General features: G+C 63.1%; 17 protein-coding genes and 2 pseudogenes. 8 read left to right on the plus strand and 11 right to left on the minus strand.

Annotation, left to right across the window (positions count from 1 at the left end):
- Positions 1 to 14: 14 nt before the first annotated feature.
- The 4 genes from ATN38_RS01860 to ATN38_RS01875 all read right to left on the minus strand — a co-directional run bounded on the left by ATN38_RS01860 (position 15) and on the right by ATN38_RS01875 (position 4577).
- Positions 15 to 851 carry a carbohydrate ABC transporter permease gene (locus ATN38_RS01860; RefSeq protein ID WP_063315381.1) on the minus strand — a complete coding sequence of 279 codons (837 nt, stop codon included), beginning with the start codon at positions 849 to 851 and terminating at the stop codon, positions 15 to 17.
- Positions 848 to 2023 carry a carbohydrate ABC transporter permease gene (locus tag ATN38_RS01865; protein ID WP_209910596.1) on the minus strand — a complete coding sequence of 392 codons (1176 nt, stop codon included), beginning with the start codon at positions 2021 to 2023 and terminating at the stop codon, positions 848 to 850. The genes ATN38_RS01860 and ATN38_RS01865 overlap by 4 nt, the downstream gene beginning before the upstream one ends.
- Before the next feature lie 20 nt (positions 2024 to 2043).
- Complete coding sequence (locus ATN38_RS01870; protein ID WP_003946022.1) at positions 2044 to 3333, minus strand: ABC transporter substrate-binding protein; 1290 nt, start codon at positions 3331 to 3333, stop codon at positions 2044 to 2046.
- Positions 3334 to 3503: 170 nt separating this feature from the next.
- Positions 3504 to 4577 (minus strand): ABC transporter ATP-binding protein, encoded by a 1074-nt coding sequence (locus ATN38_RS01875; protein WP_003946073.1) that lies wholly within the window; start codon positions 4575 to 4577, stop codon positions 3504 to 3506.
- A gap of 114 nt (positions 4578 to 4691) precedes the next feature.
- On the opposite strand from ATN38_RS01875, the gene ATN38_RS01880 reads away from it, so the two are divergent.
- Both ATN38_RS01880 and ATN38_RS01885 read left to right on the plus strand, forming a co-directional pair.
- Complete coding sequence (locus ATN38_RS01880; RefSeq protein ID WP_024487897.1) at positions 4692 to 5516, plus strand: DUF2786 domain-containing protein; 825 nt, start codon at positions 4692 to 4694, stop codon at positions 5514 to 5516.
- Positions 5513 to 5638 (plus strand): annotated as a pseudogene (locus tag ATN38_RS01885) (TIGR04338 family metallohydrolase); the annotation flags it as partial. The gene ATN38_RS01880 and the pseudogene ATN38_RS01885, both read left to right, overlap by 4 nt.
- A gap of 59 nt (positions 5639 to 5697) precedes the next feature.
- Here the strand turns inward: ATN38_RS01885 and ATN38_RS01890 are convergent.
- Positions 5698 to 9216 (minus strand): DEAD/DEAH box helicase, encoded by a 3519-nt coding sequence (locus ATN38_RS01890; RefSeq protein WP_218747496.1) that lies wholly within the window; start codon positions 9214 to 9216, stop codon positions 5698 to 5700.
- Positions 9201 to 10130: a hypothetical protein gene (locus ATN38_RS01895; RefSeq protein ID WP_218747497.1), complete on the minus strand. Its 930-nt coding sequence runs from the start codon at positions 10128 to 10130 to the stop codon at positions 9201 to 9203. The genes ATN38_RS01890 and ATN38_RS01895 overlap by 16 nt, the downstream gene beginning before the upstream one ends.
- 593 nt (positions 10131 to 10723) lie before the next feature.
- Between ATN38_RS01895 and ATN38_RS01900 the strand changes: the two genes are divergently transcribed.
- From ATN38_RS01900 to ATN38_RS01920, 5 genes and pseudogenes are all read left to right on the plus strand, one after another.
- Positions 10724 to 10942, plus strand: coding sequence for a hypothetical protein (locus tag ATN38_RS01900; protein WP_218747498.1), 219 nt, complete (start codon positions 10724 to 10726; stop codon positions 10940 to 10942).
- A complete protein-coding gene (locus ATN38_RS01905) occupies positions 10939 to 12477 on the plus strand; it encodes a hypothetical protein (RefSeq protein ID WP_218747500.1) in 1539 nt (512 codons plus the stop codon). Before ATN38_RS01900 ends, ATN38_RS01905 begins: the two co-directional genes overlap by 4 nt.
- Positions 12474 to 15122: a hypothetical protein gene (locus ATN38_RS01910; protein ID WP_218747501.1), complete on the plus strand. Its 2649-nt coding sequence runs from the start codon at positions 12474 to 12476 to the stop codon at positions 15120 to 15122. Before ATN38_RS01905 ends, ATN38_RS01910 begins: the two co-directional genes overlap by 4 nt.
- Positions 15119 to 15616, plus strand: coding sequence for a TIGR04338 family metallohydrolase (locus ATN38_RS01915; RefSeq protein WP_218747502.1), 498 nt, complete (start codon positions 15119 to 15121; stop codon positions 15614 to 15616). Before ATN38_RS01910 ends, ATN38_RS01915 begins: the two co-directional genes overlap by 4 nt.
- Positions 15617 to 15674: 58 nt before the next feature.
- Positions 15675 to 16042, plus strand: a pseudogene (locus ATN38_RS01920) (helix-turn-helix domain-containing protein).
- Here the strand turns inward: ATN38_RS01920 and ATN38_RS01925 are convergent.
- Positions 16043 to 16630 (minus strand): ATP-dependent Clp protease proteolytic subunit, encoded by a 588-nt coding sequence (locus tag ATN38_RS01925; RefSeq protein ID WP_003945993.1) that lies wholly within the window; start codon positions 16628 to 16630, stop codon positions 16043 to 16045.
- Positions 16631 to 16634: 4 nt separating this feature from the next.
- Positions 16635 to 17243, minus strand: coding sequence for a ClpP family protease (locus ATN38_RS01930; RefSeq protein WP_020909763.1), 609 nt, complete (start codon positions 17241 to 17243; stop codon positions 16635 to 16637).
- 287 nt (positions 17244 to 17530) lie between these two features.
- Between ATN38_RS01930 and ATN38_RS01935 the strand changes: the two genes are divergently transcribed.
- Positions 17531 to 18325: an LLM class F420-dependent oxidoreductase gene (locus ATN38_RS01935; protein WP_020971420.1), complete on the plus strand. Its 795-nt coding sequence runs from the start codon at positions 17531 to 17533 to the stop codon at positions 18323 to 18325.
- On the opposite strand, the gene ATN38_RS01940 is transcribed toward ATN38_RS01935, so the two are convergent.
- From ATN38_RS01940 to ATN38_RS01950, 3 genes are read right to left on the minus strand one after another with little or no spacing between them, the layout of a single operon-like run.
- Positions 18247 to 19476, minus strand: coding sequence for a CaiB/BaiF CoA-transferase family protein (locus ATN38_RS01940; RefSeq protein WP_021334428.1), 1230 nt, complete (start codon positions 19474 to 19476; stop codon positions 18247 to 18249). The two genes, ATN38_RS01935 and ATN38_RS01940, sit on opposite strands and share 79 nt — an antisense overlap.
- Positions 19473 to 21188, minus strand: a complete 1716-nt coding sequence (locus ATN38_RS01945; protein WP_218747503.1) for an acyl-CoA dehydrogenase family protein — start codon at positions 21186 to 21188, stop codon at positions 19473 to 19475. The genes ATN38_RS01940 and ATN38_RS01945 overlap by 4 nt, the downstream gene beginning before the upstream one ends.
- Positions 21188 to 22558, minus strand: a complete 1371-nt coding sequence (locus ATN38_RS01950) for an MFS transporter (protein WP_047889988.1) — start codon at positions 22556 to 22558, stop codon at positions 21188 to 21190. Before ATN38_RS01950 ends, ATN38_RS01945 begins: the two co-directional genes overlap by 1 nt.
- Between the last annotated feature and the right edge of the window lie 38 nt (positions 22559 to 22596).

The raw sequence follows: 22596 nt of genomic DNA on the forward strand, positions 1-22596 counted from the left end.
TGCGCAAGCGCGCATCACGACTTGACGCCGCCTGCGGTCAGACCGGCGATGATGCGTCGCTGGAAGATGAGAACCATGATGACCAGCGGGACCATCACGAGGGTTCCGCCGGCCATGATCGAGGTGTACGGCGTGACGAATGGGTCCGTTCCGGAGAACTTGGCCATCGCCACGGTGACGGGTGCGGTCTTGTCGCTCGAGAGTTGGAGCGAGAGCAGGTACTCGTTGACCGTTGCGATGAAGGCGAGGATCGCGGTGGTGAACAGTGCCGGCGCGGCGAGCGGAAGCATGATCAGGCGGAAAGCCTGGCCACGGGTGGCGCCGTCGATACGCGCCGCCTCCTCGAGTTCCCACGGAAGCTCGGAGAAGAACGACGTCAGCGTGTAGACCGTCAGCGGCAGCACGAACGAGATGTTCGGGATGATCAGCGCTTTGTAGCTGCCGATCCAGCCGATGTCGGTGAACAACTGGAACAACGGAGTCACGAGGGCGACAACCGGAAACATGGACGCGCCGAGGATGATTCCGGTGACGAAGTATTTGCCACGGAAATCGAAACGCGAGAGCGCGTACGCCGTGAACACGCCGATGACCAAGGCGATCAGCGTGGTCGCGCCCGCGATGATGAGGCTGTTCATCAGTGCACGGGTGAAGTTCACCTTCGCGTCGGGATCGAGCGCCGCCGTGAAGTTGGACAGCGTGAGATTGGTGGGCCACAGCGACGTCGAGAACGTGTCCGCCGGGTCGCGCAGCGCCGTCACGATCATCCAGTAGCAGGGAGCGAGTCCCCACACGATGATCAGTACGACGCCGATGTAGGTGCCGACCTTGCCGCGTAGTGCCTTGTTCATACCGGCTCCCCCTTCCGCTGCTTTTCCTGCGTGCTGACCGCATTGGCTCCGAGGAATCGGACCAGGATGAAGGCCACAGCGAAGATGATGAGGAACGTGATGGTGGACAGTGCCGACGCCGAATTGGCGCCGACGCGCATCTGATCGACCACCAGAACCGAGATGGTGGAGGTGGCGGGATTGGATCCCATCATGATCGCGGGCAGGTCGTACATGCGCAGCGCGTCCATCGTGCGGAAGAGCACCGCCACCATGAGTGCGGGCTTGACCAGCGGAAGCGTGATCATGCGGAACCGCTGCCACGCCGTCGCACCGTCGACCTTGGCGGCCTCGTAGACGTCGGCGGGAATCATCTGAAGACCCGCGAGGATCAGCAACGCCATGAACGGCGCGGTCTTCCAGACGTCGGCGACGACGATCGCGAATCGCGCCGGCCAGGGGTCCGCCGTCCACAGGATGTTGGTGCCGAGGATCTTGTTGGCAATGCCGTCGTTGGCGAAGATGAAGAACCAGAGCTTCGCGGTGACGGCGGTGGGGATGGCCCAGGGAATCAGCACGGAAGCGCGGAGCAAACCGCGTCCGCGGAACGTCTTGGCCATGATCAACGCCATCGACAGACCGATCACCGTCTCGAGCAGGACGGTGACGACGGTGAAGCCGAACGTATTTCCGATCGACTGCCAGAACTGCGATCCGAGTGTGCCGGGCGGGCAGGGAATCGAGCCGTTGGCGGTGTTGCAGGACTGGGTGATCCAGTTCTTGTAGTTGTCGAACCACGTGAACTGACCGGTGACGAACATGCCGGTCTCGGGATCGAGCTTCTTGCCGTCGCTGTGCATCGACATCCAGATCGCTCGTCCGAGCGGATACAGAATGATGACGGCGAGAACGATCAGCGACGGTGCGACGAACGCCCACACCGGAACTCGTCGACGCTTCTTCGGCTTGTCGGCCGACGCAGGCGGGGGCGAGGTCGGCGGGGGTGGAGCAGCTGCAAGGTCAGGCAGAACCTTGGTCAGGGATGTCCCTGCTGCCTCGGATGCCGACGGCTCTTCTAGCGGTTCCGGTGCACGGTGTCTCCCACCAACGCCCGAACGGTCGGGACCGGTTGAACCGGCCCCGACCGTGGGGTTGGTAGGCACAGCCGCGGAAGGATCCTGCGGTTCTGCCATTGCTTATTGCTCCTGGTAGATCAGTTACCGGCGGTTTCGATGCCGGCCTTGGTGTCCGCCAAGGCTTGCTCGACGGTCTTCTCGCCGCGAATAGCAGCGTAGGTGTTGTCGGAGATCGACTTCGACACCTGCGTGTAGTACGGCGTGACGGGGCGCGGCTGAGCGGTGGCGAGTGCTTCCTTCAGGGTCGCGAAGTACGGGAACTGGGCGAGCACTGCCGGGTCGTCGTAGACAGCCGAGAGGACGGGTGCGCCGCCGACCTCGGTGAAGTACGTCTGCGACTTCTTGGTCTGCATGAACTCGAGGAAGTCACGAGCCGTTGCCGGCGCGTCGGAGTACGCGCTGATGCCGACGTTGTAGCCGCCGACGGTCGAAGCGCCCGGTCCGTCGACACCCGGAAGAACGGTGTAGCCGTACTTGCCGGCAACCGAGGTCTTCTCACCGTCGACCGAGAAGCCGGACCACGTGCGCATGAAGAGTGCCTTGCCGTCACCGAACGCGGTCTGCGACTCGCCCTCGGAGTAGGTCAGTGCTTCCTGCGGGATGGTGTTGTCGGCGAAGTTGTCGACGATCGACTGAACGCCTGCCTTCGTCTTGTCGTCGATGGCCGGGGTGAGTCCGTCCGGGCCGACCCACGGGCCGTCGAAGGCGTTGGTGATCTCGGTGGTGTTGACCGTCAGGCCCTCGTAGTTCTTGAACTGACCGATGTAGCAGGAGATGCCGGCTTCGACAGCCTTCGGGCAGTTTTCCTTGAGCTCGGCCCACGTGGTGGGGGCCTTCTCGACGAGGTCCTTGCGGTAGTACAGGAACGCGGCGTTGGTATTCTTCGGCGCTGCGTAGAGCTTGCCGTTGTAGGTGCCCGACGCGACGGTCGACGGCAGGAGGCCGGACTCGTCGATCGCGAGGTCACCCTCGAGCGGCAGCAGCCAGCCGTTTGCGGCGAACTGGGCGGTGTTGACGACGTCGACGCCGATGAGGTCGTACTCGTCGCTCTTGGCCTGCATGCGCTGGGTGATGTCGTCGACCTGCGCGTTGGCTTCCTTGGCCAGCGGCTTGAGCGTGACCTTCTCGTCCGGATGCTCCGCATTCCAGTCGGTGATGATGTTTTCGAGCGCCTCGTTCAGGGCATCCTGCCCCTCGACGATCGTGATGGGTCCGCGGCCTTCGCTCGAGGACGATCCCCCGGATGCGGCCGTGGTGCTGGTTCCGCTGTCCTTGTCCGAATCGGACGAGCAGCCTGCCAGTACCAGCATGGACGCTGCCGTGGCTGCAATTGCAGCGCGGCGCATCGCCTTCGAGTTCAGAACCATGGATTCGCTCCCCGTATGTGTATGACAAATAGACGGTCACCGAGAGCCGGCTCACGGCATGCGCCATGGGTGCCGGCTCCCGGCATCGGCCCCTACTGTGGCACGAGACACCCCTACTTGTGGGTATTACGCCGAACCTGAATCGGTCATGTGTCGTTTGACAGGTCCACCTAACCCAGGCGACGCCCGTCGGTGGTGGCAAAAATGTGCACCTTCTCAGGGTCGACGCGCAGGTTGACTCGCTCGCCCTTCTGCGGCGGGTTGCGCCAGTCACCACGCGAAACGATCTGCTGCAACCGTCCGCCGATCGTGGTCCGGCCGTAGACGTAGGCGTCGGAACCGAGTTCCTCGACGACGTCGACCTCCATCGGCAGGCCTTCGGCGGCGATCTCGAGGTGCTCGGGGCGAATACCCAGAACAACCTCGGTTTCGACGACACCGTTCATCGTCTCGCGCGGAACGGGAACGATCCCGTCACCGAATGCGACGCCGCCGTCGACGACGGGGAGGGTGAAGAGGTTCATCGCGGGCGAACCCATGAAGCCGGCGACGAAGACGTTCTTCGGCTTGTTGTAGAGCTCGCGCGGCGAGGCGCACTGCTGCAGGATTCCCTTTTCGAGGACGGCGACGCGGTCACCCATCGTCATGGCCTCGACCTGGTCGTGGGTCACGTAGACCATCGTCGTCGCGAGGCGTCGTTGCAGCTGAGCGATCTGCGTGCGCGTCTGCACACGGAGTTTCGCGTCGAGGTTCGAGAGGGGCTCGTCCATGAGGAAGACCTGCGGCTGGCGGACGATGGCGCGGCCCATCGCAACTCGCTGACGCTGACCACCGGACAGCGCCTTGGGCTTGCGGTCGAGGTACGGCTCGAGATCGAGCATCTTCGCGACCTCTTCGACGCGGGCGCGAATCTCCGTCTTGTTGGTTCCGGCGAGCTTGAGCGCAAAACCCATGTTCTCGGCCACCGACATGTGCGGGTACAGCGCGTAGTTCTGGAAGACCATCGCGATGTCGCGCTCTTTCGGTTCCTGACCGGTGACGTCGCGGTCGCCGATGAGGATGCGCCCGCTGTGGACGTCTTCGAGCCCGGCGAGCATGCGCAGGGTGGTCGACTTTCCGCAGCCGGATGGTCCGACGAGGACGAGGAACTCGCCGTCCTCGATCTCGAGGTCGAGCTTGTCCACTGCCGGGGTGTTCGATCCGGGGAACAGGCAGGTGGTGCTCTCGAAAGTCACTGAAGCCATGACGGGGTTGATCCCTTCTACCGGCAGGAACGTGCCGGACGATCCAAGTTGAGGGTGAGCGTGTGCGCTAGCAGCATAAACGTCCGTGTCGGCGCGCGAGCGTAGTCTTTCACGGTGAGTTCGGAGAAGATGCTGACCCGCATCGGTGCGCTGCTTCGCCAAGCGGAGTCCACCGACAATCCACACGAAGGTGAAGCCTTCATGGCCGCCGCGCAGCGGTTGGCCACCGGTTCCGCGATCGACCTGGCGGTCGCGCGGGCGCACACCGCGTCCTCGGAAAAACGTGCGACACCCACTCAGCGGCTCATCACCATCGGCGAACCGGGCAAGCGTGGGCTGCGAACGTACGCCCAGTTGTTCATCGCGATCGCCGCTGCCAACGACGTACAGTGCGACATCGCGCAGACGTCGGCCGTCATCTACGCCTACGGCTTCGCCGGTGACATCGACGTGTGCGAAGCGCTGTACTCGAGCCTGCTCTTCCAGATGGTCCGTGACTCCGACGCGTACGTGCGCTCCGGGGCGTACCGCGGCGAAACGTCCGTGCGGACCGTCGTCGAAACTCGTGGACGACGACGCGTCAACACGCAGGTCCGCAAGCCGGTGGCCGGAGTGACGGCGCGCCTGAACTTCCAGATGGCGTACGCGTCCCGCATCGGCGCTCGGTTGGCCGAGACGAAGCAGGAGACGGAGAAGGCAGCGATCGCAGAATCTGCCACGTCGTCTTCGGAAACCGCACTCGTGCTGCGCAACAAGGAAATCGAGCTCAAGGACTACTACTCGTCCAACTCCAAAGCGCGCGGGACGTGGCGGGGTGGTGGCCGCGCGAGTGCCGGGCATTCCTCGCATGCTCGACGAGCGGGTGATCGGGCGGCGCGCTCCGCACGTCTGGGAAACCTTCCGGAGATCGGCGGGGTGCGCGGGCAGCTCGACTCGTGAGGGATACGCAGCGGAGCGCCGTTTACGAGGCAGAGACGTTGGTACGCACCATGTTCGATCGCGCCGACGAGCGCGGACTTCGGAGCGTCGAGGTCATGGGTTCCACCATCACGTTGCCGGTCCTGCCCGCACTCGGTGGCCGTGTAGGCGTCTTGCGCACTCATCACTGACCCTCGACTAGCTAGGAGAAAAGGAGTTGACCTGTCGCTGCGCGCTTCATAGTCACCGTTGCGTTCTCAAGGCTGAAGTCGAGCAGCAGGCCGCTGTCGAGAACTGCCGCGACGCCCGCATGATCGCGCGCGACGATGACACCACGAAACGCTCGATCCTCAGCCAAGACCTGGATCTCGTCGTCGTCTGTCGAGGCAACGACCATCACGGGAACGGCCTCAGCGTCCGACCCCCCAACAGGGCCGCTACTTGCGAGACGAACTTCCGCAGTGGAGGACCCAGTCGCCATCATCTCGCCAAGCTTGTGCCGGCCTCTGCCTTGTACGTACTGCAGCAGGTCGAGTATGTCCGTTGGCGTCGCACCGAGGTCATCGCGCCAACCGCGAATATGCTGTTCGCTCAGATGAGCACGCAAGCCCTCCTCATCCAAGTCGCGTTCTTGTGCGATCTTGCCTATGTTGCGGGCCAGGCTCCGGGACTTGACGTCCCGTATTAGTAGATCTATGGCGGTGGGGGTGTCGACGCCATATCGAAGGTGGGCTGCGGTACCCGTGCACAGCTGAACCAAGCTTAAACGTGATAGCAGGATGTCGTTCGCTTGAGCGATGACAAGACCGACAGTCCACGACAGATAGTGCTGCATCCCCTCGCTAATTGCGTCGACCATTTGTTCAAGTCGGAACGCTGGGTCCGCTACCTCGGCCAGGTGGGTGTCGGCGAGGTCAGTGAGTTCACCACCGGCGATCCAGTCACGAACGACCTCGTCGGTGGCAACCTCTGTAGGAGCCCCTTTTGGCGAGACTCGAAACCTCCAGCAATTCCCCCGCTCGGGCAATTGCAGCAGCTTGGTGTACACGTCCTGTTTAGTCAGAATGTCGAGAGTCTGTTCGAGCGTCAGTTCGTCGAAGCCATCGAGGAGTTGCACTTGGTCGGCGAGAGCCGAAGCGATGGCCTCGATCGCCTCTGCTGATCCCAGGCTCGTCCCCGCCTGCGCCCATCGGCGGCGGGAAGCTGGGGGTGTCTGTGCGTAACGGTCGGCGACTACATCGGCGATTCTTAACCACCGTGCCTTCAGGTCGTCGGGTAGCTGGGTGAACGCGAACAGTCGCGTGACGACATCTCGCCACGTACGGGTATTGCTGAGGGCGGGGACGTGATCCAGTGCGTGAAGAATGAACCAGACGTAGTTGACGAACCCTCCGGTCGCACGGTCTGGAGGTAGTTGCAGAATCGCGTCTTGCGTCTGAGCCATCAATTCTTCTGCCTCAGCGAGTGCAGTAAGGGCAGTGTCGTGGGTCAGGCTCGAACGCACTTCTAGGTCGCTCGGTGCGGGCGTCAATCGGTCGAAGTCGGCGCCTTCCAGTGTCTTCTGCAGTGCGAGCACAATCCAACCCTCGGACTCTTTGCCCGCGCGACCGGCGCGGCCGACGGCATTGAGTAGCTGCGCGGCGGACATGCGTTGACCGGGGTCTTGTCCGTCGTACTCGGTTGTCGCGATCACGACTGTTCGGACCGGAAGATTGACGCCGTCGGTGAGAGTGCTCGTCGCAACTACGGCCTTGATTGTTTCGCTGCGGATCGCGTCTTCGACGGCTTCCTGCACTTCCACGGGCAGCCCGGCGTGGTGGTAGGCCACGCCTTTGCGGACGCAGTCGATCAGAGGGTGGTTGAAACCGAGCCGCGCGGCCAGAGAGTCAGCCAGGCCCTGCGAGCGCGGGTCGTCGTCCAACTCAGCAGCCATGACCTTGGCAGCGTTGCGTGCGATGGGGCGTTGAGAGACCACCATTAGTAAGCTGCCTGCCCGAAGCAGCAGCGTAGCCATCCTGGCCGTCGTCTCGTACGCGGGCGATGTATTGCCCTTCCCGGCTTTGCGCTTGTTGTCTGCACCGATGACGAGATGACCGATTGGGGTGTCATTGCTGGTGACCAGGTGCTGCTCAGTTGCGCGTGTCGGGCGGACCGCGAGGTGGGCACGCAGGTCGTACCGTGTTTTGTCTTGCCCGCCACGACGGCTGGCGACGGCTGTTCGGCTCTCCTCGATCTTGTCCGTGGTAGCGAGGATGTGTAGCCGTCGTGGCGCCCGCCATTCATCGGTGAACAACACCTCTCCCTGCCCTGCCGAAGTCCATGCTGCAAGGGAGGCGGCGTTGCCCATGACGCCGGAGAGCAGCATCAGCCGTGCGCCGCTGGCGTCCAGTAAGGTCAACAGCCCTTCGAGGAGCAGTCCGCGGCCCCCTGATTGAGCGATCAGGTGCGCTTCGTCGATGATGAACAGGCTGAACCGGCTCAGGGTCTCCTGCGGCGACTGCCGCAGCGCGTTCATGAGTCGCTCGGGCGTCATCACTTCGACGTGAGGCAGTTGGCCGGAGTCCCCGTTGGCGTCCTCTTGGTCGGTGCCGTCGGAGTTCTGGGTGCCGAAGCCGTCTGGAAGGTCTGCGCCGAGCTGTCGGTCCAGGTAGCTCAGTCGGGACTTGAGCGCCTGGCGCATCTCCCGGCCAAGGCTGCGGAGCGGCGTCACGTAACAGACACCCCGGTCGTCTTGCGCCGTGTGCGCACAGATAATCATCTGCGCGAGAAGTGTCTTTCCCGCGCTGGTCGGGACAGACACGAGGAGCCTTGATGTCATCTGGTTCAGCGGGCTCATGGTCGGGTGGGCGATGAGGGCACGCTGCGGCGGCCAGAGCGTCAGGATCGGCTGCCGACTTAGCGTGAACGCCTGCTTTACGGCTGGGGGAACGTCTGGGGGAAGCACTGCCCAGATGCTGCTCTCGCTGAGGCCGTCCGCCACCGCTAGTAGGTGTCCAGCGACCCAGCGGGTATCCACGTCGCTGAGACCAACCTCGTTGCGGGCAACGCGCAGCAAGTGGCCGCGAGCGGCTTCGAGCGCGTCAGTGTCGCCTTCACGTAAGTATCTGACTAGGTCCGCGATGCCGCGTAGTAGCCGCTGCGTCGGGCCGAACATGGTCCCGTCAAGGTTGTCGAGTTGAGCGCCGCGGGTTAATGCAGCGGCGGCATTCGCCCAGGTGCCTAGCTGCCGGTTAAGCGCTGTCATGTCGAGACCGAGAAAGAGAATCCCAGCGTGCAGTGCGACGTCCGCGCCTTCCGTGAACTCGACTGGCTCGGTCAGGGCACCCCGGATCCTGCGATGGATAGCGCCAGCGTTCGGACTCTCTTCTGCGCGGTGGTATCCGACCTGCGCAGCGAAGGCTGTAGCCAGGTGGACTTGACTCGTCTCTGTCGAGTCCTCCAAGAGGAGGTCAAGGACGTGAGCGCTGACGGCAAAGGCGCGGCGGCGTTGCTCGACTGGGTACCGCGAAGTGTCGGCCGTCGAGGCGATCCCGTGTAGATACCAAGCGGAACGTCGCAACGGTGAGACGTCCGCGCGGAATCCTGTCTCGGTGAGTCCTCGGACAAGTTCGATCTCAAGTTCGGCGAGGAGGGCGGTCAACTCGTCGACGGTGGGGAGCTCGCTGAGGTGTAGTTCACCGAACGCGCCCGCGATGTGGTCTGCGGCTAGAGCGCGGTCCACGCGTATCTCCTCACCAAGGTCGCGATCTCGATATAGGAATCAATGCTGGTGGCAAGGCCGCGGAGTTGGCCCGGCTTGCTGAGCAGAGGTAGCTTCACCGCCATTTTCTTAAATGGCATCGTGGGTAACGGCTTGTGCGTCGAGATCGTTACACCAGCGCCGACGAGTTCGTCACCTTGAAGCCATGCCGCGGGGAGACTCGTGACCAGAGCCATTACTTCATCGGAGGTGTCGCTCGAGGACTGTCCGTACGTGCCGACAATCTTGCCGACGTATCGCTGACCGCTCACGGCAAGCTGCTCATACGCTTTGTTCAGACTCGTGGACAGCGACGCAGTACCCGTGTTCTTCTTGCTCTCCCAGAGCCGAAACCGAAGGTCGCCAGTGCTCGTTTCGTAAATCGAAAAACCGTCTGCTCCGGCGTCAGTAACATCGCCCTTCGGGTCAAGTTGCACTCGTACGGCGGAGTTGTCTTTCGTCAACAGGTGCCAGAGCCACTCGCCAACATGGCCGTGTAGGTGGTCCTCGTTCTTTTGTGCCTGGGGTAATCCGAAGACCGGCTCGATGAACGACGCGATGATGGGATTCGACAGTGGTGGGATCTTGGTGCCAGTCAATGTGTGCTGGCGCCACGTGTCGTGTAGTTGAGTGGCGGGACCAAAGCGGGCCTTCATAATCGTGTCAATCAGTATCCAAGCGAGAGCGCCACCCTCCTCCGGGGCGAGGTTAACCGCGACGTGCGAACTCCACTCACATTTAGCCGCAACTGCGGACCCGTCGTGAAATGTTCTTGGAAGGTAGTCATGGACTGCTAGCCGTTTGTTGGTGCGAGCGAACTCCTCTGATTGTGCAGCTGTAGGCCCTACTGGGGCGGGGCCAGTCGGCGGCCCTCCAGGCCCGGAGGATGCCTTCACGAGAGATCGCTCCTTGTTTTCGTCAGGGATTGCCGCACCGGATCGACAACGAGCGAACGTCCCTGTGCGTGATGCAAGTTTCGGGGAGTCGTGGTCACTGTCCGATTATCACGTATGAAGTGTCGGTGCCAGCAAAGGCGCTCCTCAATACATGCAGCACGCCGCTGTAGCCGTGCGCGTCCTCGGTCACTGGAGCCTGCCTATAGATATCCTTCTTAGCCACGCTTAATCACGCAGAGGAGATGGATTCGATTCATTCATTCGCCCGTATTGGTCACAAACTGCAGTTCGCGCCTAGCGAAGCGTCACTGCTAGTGCGAGCTGAAGTAGCGATGCAGGCGGTCGTGACTCAGTACAGGATTCCGACCGGAGCGCGTTGCCTCAGCAACCCATTTATGAAGATAACGGAATAGAGCGACTTCAAGTTCAGCTGGCGCTGCTAGTGCCCTCAAGTTGACCTGATCGCGCAAACACCGTTGGATCATTTGCCATTCCACGGTGTTGTCATTAGCCACGGATAGTGTGAGACCACATTCCGAACTCGAAGGGCCTGCATCTATGGCAACACCCACGCCAATCTCATCTGGAGCATTGTGAACCTGAGGGCCCCGATCAGAGCGATCGAGTCCTCCGCAGGCTTGTCATCACCGATCCGCAAGTCGCCGGATCCCGTGCAGAAGCTCAGCGGAAAGTTGTTTTCCATGGCGTACTGCCAAGTCGGCACTGATACCGGCGGCGAGACCGTCGAGTTGGAAGGCTCCGGCGCCGAGATTGATGGTGGCGTCCAGTCGACGACGGAGTTCAAGTCTTGAGCGAGAGGGTCGCGGTGTCGGCAGTGGTGGAGGGGCCGGACTGGTGCGCCCCCGGGTTGGATTACCGCGGCGGCCGATACCCGCTCGGCGTCGAGGCCTTCGTGCTGAACATGGTGGACACGCTGGTGCCTGGACTGTCCACGCTGACCGAGAAGGCCCGATACTTCTCGCTGTATTGGGCCCTCGCGGCATACGCCGAAGAATGTGAGTGGGATCGGACGCGATGTCGAATGGCGCTACGCCGCGCCGAGGTGGCTGTGGCCTGGGCCTCACTGTCCTCTGCTGCAGACGAGGACTCCGCAGCCGGGCGCACGTCACACGGCGCTGACCGCGTCGCCAAGATCGTCGCAGCCGGAGACGTCGCGAGACTCACCGAACTCGGCGATGACTCGTATTCGCCACGGGCATGGGGCTTTTGGTCGCAGTATCGGGGCCCCGCCGTGGTTCTCGGTATCGTCTCGACAGACCGGGATGCCTTGCGGTCGGGATCACGGTCGTGCCCTCCGGCAATTCGAGCGATGTTTCGCCCGCTGCTCGACATCGTGGTGGATAGACCGGTCACGCAGGCTGATCTCGCCGAGGTGGAGCCTCTAACCCGGATATCCATCGACGATCCAGACCTGGCCCCGCTGCGTGATGTGCTCACTGCAACGGCGGGTGGCACCCATGATCCCGACGCTTGGACACCCAATGACGGCACGCGCCGCTCGACGCTCCGCATCATGGGGCGCGCTGTCCAGCGCCGCGGTGACGAGACTTCGTGGCAGCGAATGCTCACGGACGCCGTCGTCTACGGTGGAGACCTCACAGCAGATCCCGTCTTCTCCCAGGAGATCGAGCGGGCCGAGGCCTGGCGGGGCGCCATTCTGCGGCACTATTCGGTAGGCGCCTGGCGCAGCCTGTGGTCCGCGCTGGTCGAGGCGGTCAGCACGGCGGGGGAACCGGTCTCGCGGGATGAACTGCATGACTGGATGCGGGCGGGGATCAGCGGCGAGTCCGTGCGGGAGTTCCTGGCCGGCTGCCCGGACGTCCTCGACCGCCATGGATCTCCCGCTCCGGCGGAACAGGAGGTCTGGGACTTGCTGGATCGAATTGAACGGAACCTGGCGATACTGCTGTTCGGCTCGCTACGCGTCGAGCAGTTGTCCGGGCTCACGCTAAGTGCCTTTGTTGGGAACAGGGCAGCCTCGCGTGGTCAGATTCTGGACCCCTCGTGGGTGTCCAGACGGCGGGGAGAATTCTACGACCGGCCGCTGGCGGATTTTGCATGCGCCCTGGTTGACGACATGCTCGCGCAAGCCCACCGGGTCTCGCTACGGAAGCTGTCCGCCAGCGGAGGCCGGATGGTGCTTCGCACCAAGCTCCACGAGATGAACGGCCGGTACTTCGCGACGGGCTCCGAGGGCTCTGGAAATGTGGGCCTCCGGGCCGCCCAGTTGGGCATCGTCGCCTCACAGATCGGCCTATTCGACCTGGACGACGAGTCCATCAGGACTACCGATCTCGGCCACGCCCTCTTGAATCTGCCGCGATGACGGGGGCCCGGATCGAGTTCCACTCACCGCTGACGCTGCTGACACGGTGGATGGAGGAAGGCAATGCGCGATTGCGGGAGGTGCTGATCACCGGATTCACCCTGGACCTGGCGTTTCTCGAACGGCACTTCATCGGCCCGGCTCGCGCACTGGGCGCGCGCATCACTGTGCTGTCCGATCCCCACCACTCCGTCCATGACGCTATCGAGATCCGCCACGCGGGAAGGGCCTACCAGCACGGTAATGCCAGTTGCAGCGGTGCCTTCCACCCCAAACTCGTACTGATGTTGGGGGAGGAGGAGGTGTGGGCCGCCATCGGATCCGGCAACCCGACCACCTCCGGATGGGGACACAACGACGAGTTGTGGCTGGTGCTCCGATCCGGACTCAAGCAGGGGCCGCCCGCGCTGCTCGAGCTGTCCGACTGGTTGAGCGGTCTACCCGCCGCAGTGAGCATGCCCTCGTGGATCGCTGAGACTGTCCGTGAGGTGGCAGCGATGATCGTGCCCGAGGATTTGGACGGATCGCTGCCGGATCTGCGCATCCTCGGCAATCTCGACCGGCCGCTCATCTCGCAACTCCCGCTGGGGCCCACCGACGTATTGCGCATGTATGCCCCGTTCTTCGACCCCGCCTCCGCCGCCGTCAATTCATTGATCGACAAACTCCGGCCGCAGCGGGCGGTGGTGGCGGTGCAGCCGCGGTGGTCGCAATTCCACGGCGAGGGCCTGGTCGAGGCGATCTCGGAACTGCCGACTGCAGAGTTCCGCCTGCTCGACGAGAATCGTCTGCGCCACGGGAAGCTCGTGGAGTGGGCCTCGGACGGCCGAGTGACCGCGTTGGTCGGCAGCGCCAACATCACAAGAGCCGCGATGCTCAAGGCCACGCAGGCCGGCGGCAACTGCGAGCTCGCGGCCATGTACCCCGCCCCGCACACCCTGATGCCGGATGGTGCCCCCATCTCCCCGGCAAACCTGCGCGTCCTCTCGACGATTCCCGCCGCCGAGCAACGACCGAAGCCCGCCGTTCCCGTGACCATCCTCGGTGCCCGCCGCCAGCAAGATCTGATCGGGGTGGAGCTGCTTTCCACCGGGGTCGCGCCCATTTCCATCGAGGCCAGTGCCACCGGCGCACCCGGGGACTGGCGGGTGTTCCACATCCACCAACCAGAGCGCCCAGGCCCAGTCCATGTCTCGTTCAGCGCGCCGCCGACATTCGGCGAGGCCATCCGCGCAGTTGTCGAATCCGCGGACGGACGGCACGTCACCCCAGTTGTGTTCCTGACCGACAGCACCCGCTGCCTATCGCGCAGCACCGAACCGGCGGGCCCACGGCTCGCCCGCGAATACACCTACGAGGAACTGTTCTCTGATGCTGAACTTGCCCGGATCTTCGATCGCGACCTGAACAGGCTGCTCCGGGTGCTGGCCGATCAGCGCAGTCCCGGGGGCCGGGCTCAGGCGACCGGCCCGCGTCTCTCAAACGCGAACCAGGATGACAGATGGGGCAACTGGCTCACGAGCACAGAGCGGAGGCTCGGCCCCTCATTGACCGGATTGGTCTTGCCTGGCGTGCTCAAGCGCGAGACCGCCGAGCCCACCCGGTGGTCAGTGGACCTTGAAGATCCGGGTCTCGACATCATTGAGGACGAGGATGCCGAGGAGTTCGAACCGGAAGAGGACCGTCCCGAGTCGGGCTACGCACCGCACATCGATCCTGCCCTGCACCAACTTTGGCGTCAGAACGCCCGCCGCATGCGGCTCGCGGTCTCGGCGGAGCCAGCGCCCCCGCTGGAACTCCGCATGCTGGTGGCGGTCATGCACTACAACCTGCTGGCCGCCGGCGTGTGGGGGGAAGATCCGTCGTGGCGCGCCGGGTTGGCTGAGGTCCTACTCGCCCTGGTCAAGCCTGACCAACATGTGGAGAGCGTCGACAAGGCCGAACAGTATGTCGCCTCCTTGATTGCCATCGGCCTGGCTCTGCTTGCGCAGAATTCGGATTTGTGGGGAGGCACACAGGACGACATTCTGCTGCAAACCGTTTGGGCCGAAGTTGGGATCTTCGCCGCGGTAGCCGAAATGGAATTCGTCGAGGACTATCTACGGTCCTCCGAAGAGATCTATGCACAGGTGGTCGGCCCATCCGACGTCGAGGCTGTGATCGTCCTGGCCCAATTATCAGTGGACGATCCCCTCGCAAAAGTGCATGCCGCGTTGGACGCGGCGGGCTTTTCCGTCGAGCGCGTCAAGGGTGTCTGGCGCGCGTCGACGGACCGGGAGGCAACGGTTCGAGTCGCCGCGCAAATCGCCACCATCATCGACGGATCGTGCGCAGTTCTGGTCGACGGCTCGGAGTCAGCATGCGCATTCCTCCGCGAAGGTGCTGTTATCGCCGTCGCCCAGAGCACACAGCCACAGTGGCGGTTGTTCAGATTGTCGATCGTTGGCACCCCATCGTCCGCGCTGGGAGGCGGCGATGGGCAGCGGCCGTGGCACAGATGCTCTCGAAGCGAGCCGTCTCCAGAACTACAGGCCCTGGCGAAAGGAATCGGAGTCGATCTCAGCAAAATCGAGCTCTATTTGCACACGGTTCGTCTGGGAAACCTTCCGGAGATCGGCGGGGTGCGCGGGCAGCTCGACTCGTGAGGGATACGCAGCGAAGCGCCGTTTACGAGGCAGAGACGTTGATGCGCACCATGTTCGATCGCGCCGACGAGCGCGGACTTCGGAGCGTCGAGGTCATGGGCTCCACCATCACGTTGCCGGTCGAGCGCAAATTCGGTTCCGTGGAGTCGGTCCAGGCGTACTGCGATCAGCTACTCGGGCTGAACTGGGTACTCGCGACCTGGCCTCGCGCAACCATTCCGGTGTCCGTACGCTCCCGCGCCGGCAATGCCGCCGCTCACTACTCGAACGACGTCATCGCCGTCCCGGACGACCGTGACGGCCGGTGGGCGCTACGCGAATTCGTTGTCTTGCACGAACTTGCGCACCACCTCGGCGACCCCACTTCCGACGAGGCCTCCCACGGGCCCGAGTTCGTCGACCGCTATACGAGCCTGGTCGGTGAGATCATCGGACCCGAGGCGACCTTCGTTCTTCGAGCGATGTTTCTTGCCGGTGGTGTTCGAACGGACTAGATGTCAGCCCTCGGTGAACCGGGTGGTGTGCGAACCGGTCGGCTGGAATACTCGGCCTATGGATGCGCCGCGCAGACTGGTCCTGGTCAAGGGTGAGTCGGACCTCCCCGATCCGGCTGTCGCCGTGCGCAAACCCCCGCTGATTCGTGAAGCCTACGGACGAGTGCTGAGGGAGGTCCGACGCGATCAGGACCGAACTCTCGACGACGTAGCCGCAAAGGTCGGGATGTCGAAGCAGTACCTCTCCGAGATCGAACGGGGCAAGAAGGAACCGTCGTCGGAAATCTGCGCGCCATCTGCGAAGCGCTCGGGATGCCGCTCGAGCACCTGCTGTTCCGAGCGGGCAACAGGATCGTTGCGCTCAACTCCCTCACCTTCGGACATTCTCCCGCCCCGATCTCCGGTCCCGTCCTGATGGCAGCCTGATCAGTTCCCTTCGATGAGGGTGTCAGCCAGTCCGTAGGAGATAGCGTCGTCGGCAGTGAAGATCCTATCGCGATCGGTGTCCTTACGGAGCCGCTCGACGCTCTGACCGGTGTGCTTACTCAGAATCGCCTCGGTCTGCTCCCGGATTCTCAGGATCTCGGCTGCTTGAAGCGCGAGGTCCGAGATGGTGCCGCTACCTTGCGTCGACGGTTGATGCAGCAGCACCCGCGAATGGGCAAGAACATGCCGATGGCCCGGAGTGCCTGCGGCCAGAAGCACTGCAGCAGCCGAAGCCGCTTGACCCATGCAGTACGTCGAAATCGTCGGTTTCAAGAACTGCATGGTGTCGTAGATCGCGAGCATCGCCGTGGTGGAACCGCCGGGAGAGTTGATGTACAAACCGATTTCGCGATCCGGGTTGTCGGCCTGCAGATGCAGCATCTGAGCCATCACGACATTGGCGACGCCGTCGTCGATCTCTGTGCCGAGAAAGACGATGCGTTCGTTGAGCAGCCTGCTGAAGATGTCGAAAGATCGCTCACCCGTTGGTGTTCGCTCGATGACACTGGGAATCGTGTACTGGGACATGACGTCACAATCCGATCTTGGGGAAGGTGGCTTGCGGTGCGATCTCGGCGAAGGACGTCACGACGCGGTCGACGATTCCGTACTCGCGCGCCTGCTCGGCGGTGAACCAGCGATCCCGATCGCTGTCGGTCTCGATCTCTTCGACGGTCCGGCCCGTTTCGGCGGCGAGGATTTCCTGCGATTGACGCTTCATCAGCTCGAGGCTCTCGGCCTGGATCGCAATGTCCACCGCAGTGCCACCGATACCCGCCGAAGGTTGGTGCATCATGATGCGGCTGTGCGCCAGGCTGATTCGCTTGCCGTGGGTGCCGGAGCAGAGAAGCACCTGGCCCATGCTGGCCGCGAAGCCCATCGCGACCGTCACGACGTCGTTGGGGATGAGCTTCATCGTGTCGTAGATGGCCAGGCCGGCAAACACCGATCCGCCGGGTGAATTGATGTACAGCACGATGTCGCGCTTGGGGTCCGTGGTGGCGAGGAGCACCAGTTCCGAACACACACGTTCGGCCATGGCGTCGTTGACCTCGCCGGTGAGCAGAATCGTTCGCTGTCGGAAGAGCCTGTCTGTCAACAGGTCACGGTAGCCGGTATCGGTGGGCGCTTCAGTAGTCATGAATCCATTCCTACCGGCGCGGCAGTGCCGCGGCCCCGACTGTCTGCTGTGGGCAGACCACCCCTGTTTTTGCCCGCCCCCTGTTTTTGCCCGCCCCCTGTTTTTGCCCGCCCCCCTGTTTGAGCGAACGGCACGTTCAGTCGATCTAAGGCGCCGAAAGTACCGTTCGCTCGAAAAGGGGTGGGTACAAGAGCGGGCATACCCGTCACCGACGGCGGCGGTAGCGGTACCGCGCACACCCGGCCATGATGGGAGAAGACAACCATTCCTCTCGTCAGGAGCGTGGCATGACTCGTCCGGTACGCATCGGTGTTCAACTCCAACCCCAGCACGCACCCGACTACGGGTTGATACGCGACGCCGTCTTGCGGTCCGAGGACGCCGGGGTGGACATCGTCTTCAACTGGGACCACTTCTACCCGTTGACCGGCGATCCCGACGGCGCCCACTTCGAATGCTGGACCATGCTCGGCGCCTGGGCCGAGCAGACCGAACGCGTCGAAATCGGCGCCCTGGTCACCGGTGGTGGCTACCGCAATCCGGATCTGCTGGCCGACATGGCGCGAACCGTCGACCACATCAGCGGCGGACGCCTGATCCTCGGTATCGGTGCCGGCTGGTTCGAGAAGGACTACGACCAGTTCGGATACGACTTCGGCACTCCCGGTTCACGGCTGAAACTGCTGGGCGAATACCTCCCCCGCATCACAGGCCGCCTGGCGAAGGGCAACCCGCCGCCGACGCGCAACATCCCGGTCCTCATCGGCGGTGGCGGCGAGAAGAAGACCCTGCGCTTGGTCGCCGAGTACGCCGACGTCTGGCACAGCTTCGGTGACCGCGAGACACACCTGCGCAAGTCAGGCATCCTCTCCGACCATTGCGCCGACGTAGGCCGGAACCCGCTGGAAGTAGAGCACTCGGTTCCGTGGCCTGGGCTCGAGAATGCTGCTGACCTGGTCGCCGACGGTGTCTCGCTCTTCACCGTCGGCGTCAGCGGACCGGACTACGACCTCACGACGCTTGCCGAGGCCATCGCTTGGCGCGACGACAACACACCGCCTGCGTTGAGCGGGCTGGCCTGAGCGGTACCAAGGACTTCGTCGTTGTCGGCGCCGAGAACGGGCGGCGCCGACGTCAGACGTGGCCTCTGGCCGGAGAAGTTGACCGGAAAGGCCACTTGCTTCAACGGTCCGAGCGTCGGATGGTCGACGGTTCCGACCATTCCGAGCGCGGCGGTGTGGGGATCGGAGTAGATCTCGTCGAGATGGCGGATCGGTGACACCGGCACGGCGCGTTCGGCGAGAAGAGCGCACCAGTGTTCGACGGTTTCCGATGTGAAGGCGCTGGTGAGTTCTCGTTCCAGACTCTCGCGGTTCTCCACCCTGTCGCGGTTGTGGACGAAACGCGGATCGGTGACCAGTTCACTCCTTCCGATGGCCTCGCACAGCGACGCCCACATCCCGTCGTTGCCGACAGCGATGACGAAGTACCCGTCGCTGGCAGGAAATGCTTGATACGGAGCAAGATTCGGATGACCGGAGCCCAACGCAGTCGGGCGCTCACCGGTGGCGAAGTAACTGGTCGCCCAGTTCACGTGCATCGCGAGTTGGCACTCGTACAGCGACGTGGTCACGTACTGTCCGCGCCCGGTCCGGCCTCGCTCGACCAATGCAGCCAGGACACCGATCAGTCCGAAAAGCGCTGCGCCCAAGTCTCCCAACGCAAACCCGGATTTCATCGGAGCACCACCCGGTTCACCGGTGAGCGACATGAGCCCACCCGCGGCCTGCGCGATCATGTCGTACCCCGGTTCGTCGCGCAGCGGTCCTTCTTCACCGAAGGCAGAGATGTGCAGGGTGATCAGATGCGGGTATCGCTCGGACAGCGCCTGGTAGTCGAAGATCTTCTGTAATCCGCTGCCCGGCTTGAAGTTCTCGACGACTACATCGGTCTCTTCGAGCATGCGGTGGATGATCTCCTGTCCTTCGGTGGACTTGAGGTCGATCGTGACCGACTTCTTACCGCGGTTGATCGCGAGATAGTAGGCGGCATCTACCCCGACGAAGGGAGGTCCCCACGAACGCGTGGGGTCGCCGCCTTCAGGGTGTTCGATCTTGGTGACGTCGGCACCGAGATCGGCAAGCGACATGGTTGCGTACGGCCCGGCAAGGATCTTCGACAGATCCAGAACACGGACGCCGGCGAGGGGTGTGGGGCCTGTTGGCGAGTTCACCGATGACCACCTGCTACAGAGAGGAACTCGGCTACGACGTCACGTGCATCATCCAGCTCGACGTCACCGCCGTCGGTGATCACGTCGAGATTGCCGAGCGCAGCCGACGGCACCTTCCCGGCAAGACCGGCCAGGTAGGAATTAGCCACCAGCAGTGACCGGTACCCATTACCGTGTCGGATGCCGTGATCCGCAAGATCGAAAAGCAGGGTCGCCATGACGGCACGAGCGAGCTCGTCGGCATACTTTGCGCTGGCGGCCTGGGCGGCATCGTCAGATCCGGAGATCAGACGATCTCCTTCCTCTACCAGTTCCTCCCAGCGCCGCAACAGAACTCCGGCCCCGGCTTCGCAGTCCGGTCCGACGGTGGACAGGATGTCCGTCATAGCTCCCGCGACCGTGCGGTGCGAGTTGAACTTGCGCAGGCACCGAAGTACGTCCAGCGCAATGACATTGCTCGAGCCCTCCCAGATCGAGCCCAAGTGGGCATCCCGCACTAGTCGCGCGTTGGCCCATTCCTCGATGTAGCCGTTTCCTCCGCGCACCTCCATGGCCTCGCCGGTGACCACCCGCGCGCGTTTGCAGACAAAGTGTTTGGCGATCGGTGTCAGTACCCTGATCAGTGCGCGCGCCTGTTCGTCGCCGCCGTCTGCTGCCTGAAGACACTGTGCGCTGTACGCGACCAGGGCTAGCGAAGCCTCGGCATCGAGTGCAAGGGGAAGAAGCGTCGCCCGCATCAGCGGCTGGTCGAAGAGCTTCTTACCGAACACGACTCGACTCTTCGAATGTTCGACGGCTTCGCGGACTGCTCGGCGCATGAGAGCGCTCGAACGCATCGCATTGGACAGGCGAGACGTGTTGACCATCTCCGCCATCTGGCGGAATCCTCGATCGAGTTCGCCGACCTGGAGTGCGTACGCGCGGTTCAGCGTCACCTCGCCGCTCGGCATGGAACGCGTACCCAGCTTGTCCTTGAGACGATCGATCGTGAGGTTGTTGCGCTCGCCGGATCCCAAGGTCTTGGGCACCATGAACATTCCGACTCCACGCGTCGAACCATCCTGTCCGCCCGGGAATCTCGCGAGGGTGATGATCACATCGGCATCCGGGTTGGAGGCGAACCACTTCTTGCCCGTCAGAACCCATCCGTCACCGTCGCGCTCGGCGCGTGTTTCGGTGCAGGCGATGTCGGTGCCTGCCTGAATCTCGGTCATGAACATCGCACCCGTCTTCGCCTGCTCGGGGTCCGTCGACGTCAACGCGTCGATCCAGGGCGAGAACACGGCCGGATCACCGAACATACGCAGGGTCCGCGCGGCAGCATCTGTCATCGACACCGGGCAGGCCAGCCCGAACTCTGCCTGCACGAAGATGTACGACGCGAGGTACTTCGCGAGTGGCGGATGCACGGAGTCCCATCCGTGCAACCCTTTTCGGTGCGACATGGCGGACAGGCCGTACTCGTTGTACGCCGCCCGGCACAGTTCCAGGTAGGCCGGGTGATAGGAAATCCGGTCGACGCGGTCACCGGCCTTGTCGAATTGCTGCAGCACCGGCGGGTTCTTGTCTGCGATGTCGGCAAGCTCGGACAAACGGCCGGCGGCATCTCGGCCCAGTCGGTCGAGCAATCCGTTCAACGTCTCTCGGTCCGCCCCGGCGGTCCATCTGTCCACTACCGCTGTCAGAGCGGGGTCGGTGTATGCAAAGTTCATCAGTGGTCAACGCCTTTCAGGGTGGAAACATCGGTCATGTTCGAGGAGCTCGTCGACTCCAGCCCTTGCGCGTGCAGCGCACTCCTGCGCAACAGTGCCGTCATACAGACAAGGGAGAGAACGACATACACGAGCCCAAGAGCGACGACCGGCCAGATCGAGTTGGTTCGCGTCAGCAGATACTGGCTGACCATCGGGGCCGTTCCGGCAAATACGGCTGTCGACAATTGGTACGACAGAGAGATGCCGGTATACCGAACATTGGTGGGGAAAACCTGCGCCAGGATGCCGGCCAACGCGGCGTAATACATTGCGTGAGGCGCCGTCGCGAGGACCATACCCAGAATCGCCAAGGGCACGGAGCCCGTCTGAACCAGCACGAACATCAGTGGTAGGAGCACGATCTCCGGAAGCAGCATCCAACGGACCGCTTTCGACGGATCGATCCGCGTGGCCAGCACAGCACCGAAAGGCTGTACGAGCGCCTGGGCTACCAGTGCCACGGTGATCACGAGGAGAAAGTCACTGCGCTCGAAGCCGAGATCCGTTGTCGCCCAAGAGAGCGCAAAGGTTGTCTTGACGTACGTGATGGCAACACCGGCAACCACAGCGCCGACGCCGAGAGCAAGTTCGACGGGATGCGAACGCAACACTTCGACCAGCGGCATCCGTGTACGTTCCTGTGCCGCAACAGCCTTCTTCATCTCGGGTGTCTCGGAGATGTGCAGTCGGATGTAGAGAGCGACGATCACCAAAGCTGCGGATCCGAGGAACGGCAGACGCCAACCCCACGACTCGAACACGGAATCCGACATCAACGTCAGGCCGAGGAAGGCCAGCGTCGCGAGCAGGTTGCCGACCGGTGAACCCTGCTGCGCAAACGCACCGTAGAGCACCTTTTTCTTCGGGGGAGCGAACTCGGTGGCGATCAATACGGCGCCACCCCATTCGCCGCCCATGGCAATGCCCTGGAGAACACGCAGTGCCACAAGCAGTATCGGTGCCCAGATCCCGATCTGGGAGTACGTAGGGAGGAGACCGACACCGACAGTTCCCAACCCCATGAGCGCGAGGGTGATGATCACGGCGTTCTTGCGACCGAACTTGTCTCCGAAATGACCGAACACCACTCCGCCGACAGGACGAGCCACGAATCCCACGGCAAAAGTCGCGAAGGCTGCGAGTGTTCCCACCGCCGGCGACGCATCCGGGAAGAACAGCGGGCCGAGCACCAAGGCAGATGCGGTTCCGTAGATGTAGAAGTCGAACCACTCGATAGTCGTTCCGACAAACGCCGTGATTCCGGCCTTGCGTGCCTGTTTGGTGTTGTATTCAGGCGGATTGGTGTCTTGACCTGGGTGTTGATCCACGGTTCTCCCTGATTCTCGCGTCGGGCATCACCAAGGGA

The sequence above is a fragment of the Rhodococcus sp. FH8 genome (assembly GCF_019266085.1).
GTDB classification, from domain to species: domain Bacteria; phylum Actinomycetota; class Actinomycetes; order Mycobacteriales; family Mycobacteriaceae; genus Rhodococcus_F; species Rhodococcus_F qingshengii.

Coding starts and splice junctions, on each gene's coding strand:
- ATN38_RS01910 (WP_218747501.1), top strand. CDS start 12,474: ATGACGGGGGCCCGGATCGAGTTCCACTCACCGCTGACGCTGCTGACA.
- ATN38_RS01945 (WP_218747503.1), bottom strand. CDS start 21,188: ATGAACTTTGCATACACCGACCCCGCTCTGACAGCGGTAGTGGACAGA.
- ATN38_RS01870 (WP_003946022.1), bottom strand. CDS start 3,333: ATGGTTCTGAACTCGAAGGCGATGCGCCGCGCTGCAATTGCAGCCACG.
- ATN38_RS01860 (WP_063315381.1), bottom strand. CDS start 851: ATGAACAAGGCACTACGCGGCAAGGTCGGCACCTACATCGGCGTCGTA.
- ATN38_RS01930 (WP_020909763.1), bottom strand. CDS start 17,243: ATGACTACTGAAGCGCCCACCGATACCGGCTACCGTGACCTGTTGACA.
- ATN38_RS01935 (WP_020971420.1), top strand. CDS start 17,531: ATGACTCGTCCGGTACGCATCGGTGTTCAACTCCAACCCCAGCACGCA.
- ATN38_RS01875 (WP_003946073.1), bottom strand. CDS start 4,577: ATGGCTTCAGTGACTTTCGAGAGCACCACCTGCCTGTTCCCCGGATCG.
- ATN38_RS01865 (WP_209910596.1), bottom strand. CDS start 2,023: ATGGCAGAACCGCAGGATCCTTCCGCGGCTGTGCCTACCAACCCCACG.
- ATN38_RS01925 (WP_003945993.1), bottom strand. CDS start 16,630: ATGTCCCAGTACACGATTCCCAGTGTCATCGAGCGAACACCAACGGGT.